Raw genomic sequence first — 7,728 nt, 5'->3', positions numbered from 1 at the left:
CGATGTTGAGCTGGCCGTTGGCAATGGTCAGGCTGTCCTTGCCGCTGATCGCAAGCCCCGCGAAGCCAAGCGTCGTCTGCCACTTCGGGCTCCACTTCGCATCCCAGCGCAACTGCCCGGACACCAGGTAAGTGTCGAGCGACGACGCAGCGCGCTCTTCCAGCACGAACTCGCCGAGGTTGAGCCGGAACTCGTGCCTCTCGCCCGCCCGATACGTGAACTGCTGGCCGAACCCCTCGGGCGTGTAATCGCGGTCCATCACCGCCGGCGTGAACACCATCGGGTTCTCCATCTTGCCCACCGTGAAAACGGCCTGCCACTCCGGCGAATTGATGGCCGTCCACCGCGCGAAGGCCAGGTCCACGCTGAGCGGTTTCTTGCTCGCGTTGTTGTCGAAGGTCTGGTTGCCGGAAATGGGGTTGCTCGCGGTGTCGCCACTGCTGGCGAGACGGATGCCGACGTCCATGTTGTCCAGCATGCTCACCGTCGCTCCGAAGCGCAGGCGATACTGAAAGCGATTGCGGTCCACCGCAGCGGGATTGCCGGAGTAAAACCCCTCGAAACGGCCGCGAAAGTCGCCGCCAAACTGAATGCTGTTCACCCACCCGGGCAAGCCCGTCTTCGAGGCGGATGCCTTCGTGACGTCCTTGTCCGCCTCCTCGCGAAGCTCCCGCGCTTCCTTTGACGTGAGGATGCCCTTCTGCACGAGCTTCTCGATGAGCGCGTCGGCGGATTGGGCGTGGGCGCCCGGGATGATGGCCGTGGCGGCAACGGCAGTGGCGGCGGCGAAGCCGAGTCGCCTGGTTCGGCTTTTCATCGGGATGGTTGGGACTGGTTTCACGGTCCGCAGGCACGATGCAATGAGACTGTGACGGACAAAGGACGGAAGAGTGACAAGTGTGTGACTGTGCGCTTCGCCTATCGCAGCCGGAGAACCCAAAACGTGAGCGCCGCCAGCAGTGCCGCGCATGGAAGGGTCACGACCCACGACGCCAGCACGCCGAGCACCGGCTTCCATCGGGCTTGTCGCGTCGTGATGCCGATGCCGAGCAGCGCGCCGACGCTCACATGAGTGGTGCTCACCGGCAGCCCGTGCCAGGTCGCGGTGTTCACGAGCAGCGCCGTGGCGAGGTTGGCCGCAAGGCCCTGGCCAGGATTCATGCCTGTGATCTTGTTCGACATCGTCTCTGCGACCTTCCGCGCGTTGAGCCAGCCTCCCAATGCCATCGCAACGGCCACGGCCAGAACTCCCCAACGGATGTCCAGCGCGCTCACCACGAGCAGCAAAGCAGCAATCTTCGGCGTGTCGTTCAGCCCTCGGGCGAAACTCACCGTGCCTGCCGACAGGAAATGCACCACGTCCACCGCCCGCCCCGCGCTCACCCCCAGCAGCCGTCCTGAGTATCGCTGAGTGCATTCGGCAGTCTGCCCCGTGGAGATCGTCAGCACCGGCAGGATTTCGGCGCAGAAGACTCCACCCGGCCGCGCCACCGGAAGCACCTGGCGCTCCGTGCCGACGCACACGCACAACTCTTTGTCCACCGCCAGTTGCAGGCGGGCATACCGGAACGCCAGATACACCGCCGCACCGGCTCCGACCGCCAGCATCGGACTCACCAACAGCGGCAGGACAAATCCCAGGCCCAGCGCCGCGATGTTCATCTGGCCCCCCACGGCCAGCAAACCCGCGCCACACAAGGCGCCTGTCAACCCGTGTGTCGTTGAGATGGGAAATCCCAGCAATGTCGCGAGGATGACCGTGCCGCCTGCACCGACGGCGACGGCAAGCAGGAACTCGGGCTGCGCCGTGAGCCCGTCAGGCACTAGGCCCTTTCCGGAGAATTTCTTCAACAATCCCGTCGCGAGAAAGAACGCCGCCAAGCTTCCCGCCGCCGTCGTCACGGTCGCCCATGCCAGCGCGGTGCGATACGACGCGGTGCCTGATCCGTAGAGGCTTGCCACGCCCTTGAAGTTGTCATTCGCCCCGTTGGCGTAGGCGAGGAAGCAGACAGCGAGAAAGAGGACGGTCAGCAACATTGACGTATGCCTTGTCTGGCATACGTCACCCGTCGCGGCAAGGAAAAACCCGCCGGGTCAGCGGCGCGGCGAATTGAAGTCGAACGAGCAACAGCCGAGGTCGAGGCGGTTCTTGTTGCGGCTGAGTTCCGCGCGGAAGGCCGGTGCGATGCTGCCCCGGACCTCTTTGCCGGCGCGCGCCGTCACCACGATGCCCGCCTCGCGGAGCACGCGCAGGTGCTTGGAAACATTGGGCTGCGGCATGTCGAGTTGCTCGCCCAGTTGGGAGACGCTCATCTCGCGTCCGAGCAACGCGCGGACCATGTCCCATCGGCTCTCGTCGGCGAGCGCCTTGAGCATTCCCACGCACCGGTCCGATTTCACCTTCGTCGGCGGCATGAACGGACATTGCCAGTCCCCGAGCCGGTTGTCGCCGCCAATCGCGCGCGTCAGCCCGGCGGCAATGTCAGGAAGAAGGTTGCGCCCCGGTCCGGCTCGCTTACCACGCGAACCTCGCCGCCGTGCGCCTGCACGATGTGTTTCACGATGGCAAGGCCAAGCCCCGTGCCGCCTTGCTCGCGCGCGCGGGCCTTGTCCACGCGGTAGAAACGCTCAAAAATGCGCTCGCGCGCCTCGGGCGGCACGCCGGGGCCGTCGTCGCGCACCGACACCTCTACGGGGCCGCCGGGAATCGCGCAGCCACCGACGACGACCTCTCCACCATCGCGTCCGTATTTGATCGCGTTGTCCACGAGATTGACCACCACCTGCTCAATCCGGTCCGCGTCGGCATTCGCCGCAAGTCCCGGCGGGAGCTCGTTGCGGAACGTCATGCCCCGCGCCGATGCGCGCGCTCGAAGGTCGTCAAGCACCCGTTGCGCAATCGGGAACAGTTCGACGCGATTGAGATTGAGCACCGCCTTGCCCGATTCGAGGTTCGAGATGGTGAGCAAGTCGTCGATGAGAAACGAGAGCCGGTTGGTGTGCTTCTCAATCTTCTGGAGGAAGCGCGAAGACGTCGAGGGATCCTTCGCCGCGCCGTCCTGCAGCGTTTCCACAAAACCCTTGATGAGCGAGAGCGGCGTGCGCAGTTCGTGGCTGACATTGGCGACGAATTCGCGCCGCGTGCTCTCCAACTGCTTCAAGCGGGTGATGTCGTGGACGACGATGAGCGTTCCTTGAGCCCGACCGTCGCCGTCAAGCCACGCCGCCGCGTTGACCTGCAAGGTGCTGGGCGCGGGTCCTGGGGATTCGATTTCGGCCCCGGTGACAGCTTCGCCCGCGGCGGCGCGGTCGGCGATGTCCTTGAGGGCGGGCCAGCGAAGCGTCTCCAGCAACGTGCTGCCCCGCAGTTCCTCGCCGGCGCCGGTCAGTTTTGAGAAGGAGCGGTTGGCCAGTTCGATGCGGCCGGTGCCGTCGAGGAGCAGCACGCCCTCGATCATGCTGTTGAAAAGCGCCTGCTGCTGCGCATGCATCTGGGAGAGCAGTTCCTGTTGTTTGCGCGCCGATTCTCGGGCGAACTCCCGCCGGGCGTCCTCCCGCTGGCGCCGGAGCCTCCGTCCGTGCCACCAGAAATCCAGCAGCGCCAGGCCGGCAAGGCCGAGGAAGATGAGAAACGGCCACATCGTGTTCTGAGATTACAAATTCGGATTTCGTGTCGGGCGTTTCCGCTTGGGATGACGGGAGCGGGCGTGAGCGGCACGGAACCCGGCGCTGCACCCGAAGCCCGTTGCTACTGCTCCGCAAACCGGTAGCCCACGCCGCGGACCGTCTCAAGGAGTTCGCCGGCAGCGCCTAGTTTTTCGCGGAGGCGCTTCATGTGCGTATCCACGGTGCGCGTGTCAATGGCCGCGTCGTATTCCCACACGTCGCGGAGCAGCACGTCGCGCGATTGCACTCTTCCGCGACGCTGGGCGAGGACCGTCAGCAGCTTGAATTCGGTTGCCGTCAACTCGACCGCCCTGCCCTTCACGGTCACGTGATGGCGGGGCAGGTCCACGGCGAGCGGGCCGGAGCGAATCAACTCGGCCGGCGCGGATGCGACCCGGCCACGACGCAGCAGGCCTTTGACCCGGAGCACGAGTTCGCGGGGACTGAACGGCTTGGTCACGTAGTCGTCCGCGCCGAGTTCGAGCCCGAGCAGGCGGTCAATCTCCGCGGTCTTCGCGGTGAGCATGAGGATGGGCACGTCGGCGGTCGCGGCATCCCGGCGGAGTTGTTTGCAGACTTCGAGCCCGTCCACCTGCGGCAACATCACGTCGAGCACGACCATGTCAGGTGTGCATGCGCGCGCCTGGCGCAGCGCCGCCGCGCCGTCACAGGCCGTCGTGACGTCGAAGCCGGCCGCCTTCAAGTTGAACTCGATCAACTCGACGGCATCCGGCTCGTCATCCACCACGAGAACTCTCGCCATGCGAGGCGTGCATAACATGGCGCACCGGGGCAGGCAATGGCGGCGTGGGGACGAGCCGGTGCCGGATGCGTGGCAAAGGCGGAACCCGTCGCCCTCGGGCGGTGCCATCGCATACTTCGAAGCGACCCACCGTTCGAGAGCGAACCGGCCCGGCTCACTTCCTCTCCAAGGCGAACCTCAGCGTCGTGCGCGTGTCGGCCTGCTCGTTGCGGATTTCCAGCTCCTTCACTTCCCAGCGTCCGTTGACCTTCTCAAACGACTTTGGCTCGAAAACCTTCAGCAGCTTGCCCGCGTGATCAAATGCGTCGGCGTGCACGATGCCGCCGGAGTCGGTGTCCACCCACGAGACGACGCGCGAATACGCGCCGGGCGCGGGCTTCGGGTTCGTGCTTTCGAGGACCCAGCACCACTCGCTGCGGCGCATTTCGTGTTTTATGACCCGTTGCGCGGGCCAGTGGATGAAATCGAGCCCGAGGTCTGCGAGCCAGAAGTCTGTGCCGGCAAACGGTGACAACGGCCCCGCTGGCGCGGGCGGATGCATGGTATACTTCGCGGGCTCGCTGATCGACCGGGCGACGACCAGCGTGGAGGGCTCGGCAGCCGGCGCGGCTTTGTAGGTCGCCTGCCAGCGATCCCCGTTGACCGTGGTCTCGATGACCACGGGGAATTGGCGGCGCTTCCCCTTCGAGTCGCGAAGATGCAGAGAGCCTGTGTTTGTGAAGCCCTCGAGGGGTCGCATCGCTCGCAGCCGGGCGGCAAGCTGTTTGCCTTCCTGCTCGCCCCGATTCTGATCCAGCTTCACCTGGGCCGATGCAGCCACCGCAAAGGCGCATGCCACGCACACCCCCAGCAGAGCATTTAGGCGCGCGCTCATTTGCCCAGCGCCAGCGGCAGCAGTTCGGAAATGTGCCGGACAAAGTGCGCCTTCATCGTCGCGCGGACTTCCTTTGGAACTTCGTCCCAGTCCTTGCGGTTCTGCTCGGGCAGGAGGACGTGCCGGATGCCGACGCGCGCGGCGGCGAGCACCTTTTCCTTCACACCGCCGACGGGCAGCACGCGGCCGCGCAGGCTGATTTCACCCGTCATCGCGACATCCGAACGCACGATACGCCGGGTGAAAAGCGACGCGAGCGCGACAAGAATCGTGACACCCGCGCTCGGGCCGTCCTTGGGCGTCGCACCGGACGGCACATGGACGTGCACGTCGAACTTGTCGTGGTCCGTCGGGTCAATGCCGAGCCCCTTCGCCTGACTGCGCAGGTAACTCATGCCCGCCTGCGCGCTTTCCTTCATCACGTCGCCGAGCGAGCCGGTGAGGATGAGCTTGCCCTTGCCGGCCATGCGCGTGGCCTCGATGAATAGAATCTCGCCGCCGGCGGGGGTCCATGCAAGCCCCACGGCGATTCCCGGCTCGCGAATCGTCTCGGCGAGCTCGGACGTGAAGCGCACGGGGCCGAGCAACGTGGCGAGGTCCGCAGGCGCGATGGTGACGGGTCCGCCGTTCGTGGCGATGCGGCGCGCGGCCTTGCGGACGAGCGCGGCGATCTCGCGATCGAGCTCGCGACATCCCGCTTCGCGCGTGTAATCGGTGATGACTCGCAGCAGCGTGGCGTCGGGCAGCTTCACGAGCTTGGGCTTCAGGCCGTGCTCGTCGAGCTGGCGCGGCACGAGGTGGCGCTTCGCGATCTGCAATTTCTCCTCGGTCGTGTAGCTCGGCAGCTCGATGACTTCGAGCCGGTCGCGCAACGCGGGATGCACCGGGTCGAGCCAGTTCGCCGTGGTGATGAACAGCACGTGCGAAAGGTCGAACGGCAGGTCGAGGTAGTTGTCGGTGAACGTCGCGTTTTGCTGCGGGTCGAGCACTTCGAGCAGGGCGCTCGCGGGATCGCCCCGGAAGTCCGCGCCGATCTTGTCCACTTCATCGAGCAGGATCACGGGGTTGTTGGACTCGACGCGGCGAAGTCCCTGCAAAATCCGCCCCGGCATCGAGCCGACGTAAGTGCGCCGGTGCCCGCGAATTTCCGCCTCGTCGCGCATGCCGCCGAGCGAGATGCGGATGAACTTCCGCCCGAGCGCGTCGGCGATGCTCTTTCCGAGCGAGGTCTTGCCGACGCCGGGCGGGCCGACGAAACATAGCAGCGGCCCCTTGAGCTTGTTCTTGAGTTTGATGACGGCGAGAAACTCGAGCAATCGGTCTTTCACTTTGCGCAGGCCGAAGTGTTCCTCGTCAAGCAGGCGCCCGGCGGCGGTGAGGTCGAGCTTGTCCTCGGTGGACTTGCTCCACGGCAGGCTGACGAGCCATTCGAGGTAGTTGCGCGTGACGGTGTATTCGGCGACGGCGGGCGGCATGGACTGCAGGCGATCGAGTTCCTTGAACGCCACCTTCTGCACCTCGGGCGGCAGGCCGTTCTTTTCGATCTGCCCGCGGAAGGAGCCCGCTTCCGCCGTGCCGGAATCCGTCTCGCCGAGCTCGCGCTGGATGGCTCGAATCTGTTCGCGCAGGTAAAAGTCGCGCTGGCTCTTGTTCATCGAGGATGTGACTTCCTTCTGAATCTTCGACCCGAGCGTGAGCACTTCGAGCTCGCGGTTGAGCAGCGGGAGCAGGCGCCCGAGACGCTCCTTGACCTGCACGGTCTCGAGCAGGTGCTGGCGTTCCTCGAGGTTGAGGTTGAGGTTTGCCGCGATGAGGTCGGCGAGCTTGCCTGGCTCATCGATGTTCAGGGCGGAGACCTTTACCTGGTCGGACAGCGCGGGCGAGAGTTGGATGATGTCCTGGAACAGCTGCTGCGCGCTGCGCGAGAGCGCGGCCATCTCGACGGAGGTATCCGCGCGCTCGTGGAGCAATTCGATCTTTGCCCGCAAATACGGCTCGGTCGCCTCGTAGGCCGTGATGCGGAAGCGCCGCAGCCCCTCGACGAGGATTCGGACGGTGTTGTCCGGGAACTTGAGCATCTTCATCACGCGGCCGACGCAACCGTGTTCCCAGATGTCCTCGGGCATCGGGTTCTGAACCTCGGGCTTGCGCTGGAGCACGAGCCCGAGGAAACGGTCGCCGCCGACCACGGCGTCCACGAGCTTGATGCTCTCGTCGGTCTCAACCAGCAACGGCGCGACCATGCCGGGAAAGATGACGATGTCCGAGAGGCCGAGCAGCGGCAGCACGCCGGGGATGGGCTTGGAGGCGACGCGCGCGGGCAAGGCGCCCTCCGCCGCGCCGGTCGGGGCGTTCACGATGTTGATGAACTCGGTGTCAGCGGGCATGGCTGGGCTGATGGCCTCCTCCTGTTGGATGCGCAAAG

7 protein-coding genes are annotated in these 7,728 nt (G+C 65.5%); all 7 read right to left on the bottom strand.

All coding sequences use genetic code 11. The features are described 5' to 3' along the window. Window positions 1-1,018, bottom strand: a 1,018-nt coding sequence (locus FJ386_10725; protein ID MBM3877182.1) for a hypothetical protein, incomplete at its 3' end; no start/stop codon positions are given. Next, window positions 919-2,037, bottom strand: a complete 1,119-nt coding sequence (locus tag FJ386_10720) for an inorganic phosphate transporter (GenBank protein ID MBM3877181.1) — start codon at window positions 2,035-2,037, stop codon at window positions 919-921. The genes FJ386_10725 and FJ386_10720, both read right to left, overlap by 100 nt. Window positions 2,038-2,094: 57 nt before the next feature. After that, window positions 2,095-2,415 carry a winged helix-turn-helix transcriptional regulator gene (locus FJ386_10715; GenBank protein ID MBM3877180.1) on the bottom strand — a complete coding sequence of 107 codons (321 nt, stop codon included), beginning with the start codon at window positions 2,413-2,415 and terminating at the stop codon, window positions 2,095-2,097. Between the two features lie 50 nt (window positions 2,416-2,465). Then, entirely contained in the window at window positions 2,466-3,641 is a 1,176-nt protein-coding gene (locus FJ386_10710; protein MBM3877179.1) for a PAS domain S-box protein, read from the bottom strand. Window positions 3,642-3,748: 107 nt separating this feature from the next. Next, window positions 3,749-4,429, bottom strand: coding sequence for a response regulator transcription factor (locus FJ386_10705; GenBank protein ID MBM3877178.1), 681 nt, complete (start codon window positions 4,427-4,429; stop codon window positions 3,749-3,751). A gap of 154 nt (window positions 4,430-4,583) precedes the next feature. Beyond that, a complete protein-coding gene (locus FJ386_10700) occupies window positions 4,584-5,303 on the bottom strand; it encodes an outer membrane lipoprotein-sorting protein (protein MBM3877177.1) in 720 nt (239 codons plus the stop codon). Beyond that, window positions 5,300-7,690, bottom strand: a complete 2,391-nt coding sequence (gene lon / locus FJ386_10695; protein ID MBM3877176.1) for an endopeptidase La — start codon at window positions 7,688-7,690, stop codon at window positions 5,300-5,302. The genes FJ386_10700 and lon overlap by 4 nt, the downstream gene beginning before the upstream one ends. Window positions 7,691-7,728 lie beyond the last annotated feature (38 nt).

The organism is Verrucomicrobiota bacterium (genome assembly GCA_016871675.1).
Classification (GTDB): Bacteria; Verrucomicrobiota; Verrucomicrobiia; order Limisphaerales; family VHCN01; genus VHCN01.
Note: the sequence above shows the minus strand (reverse complement) of the source record. Positions and strands in the feature narration are given on the sequence as shown.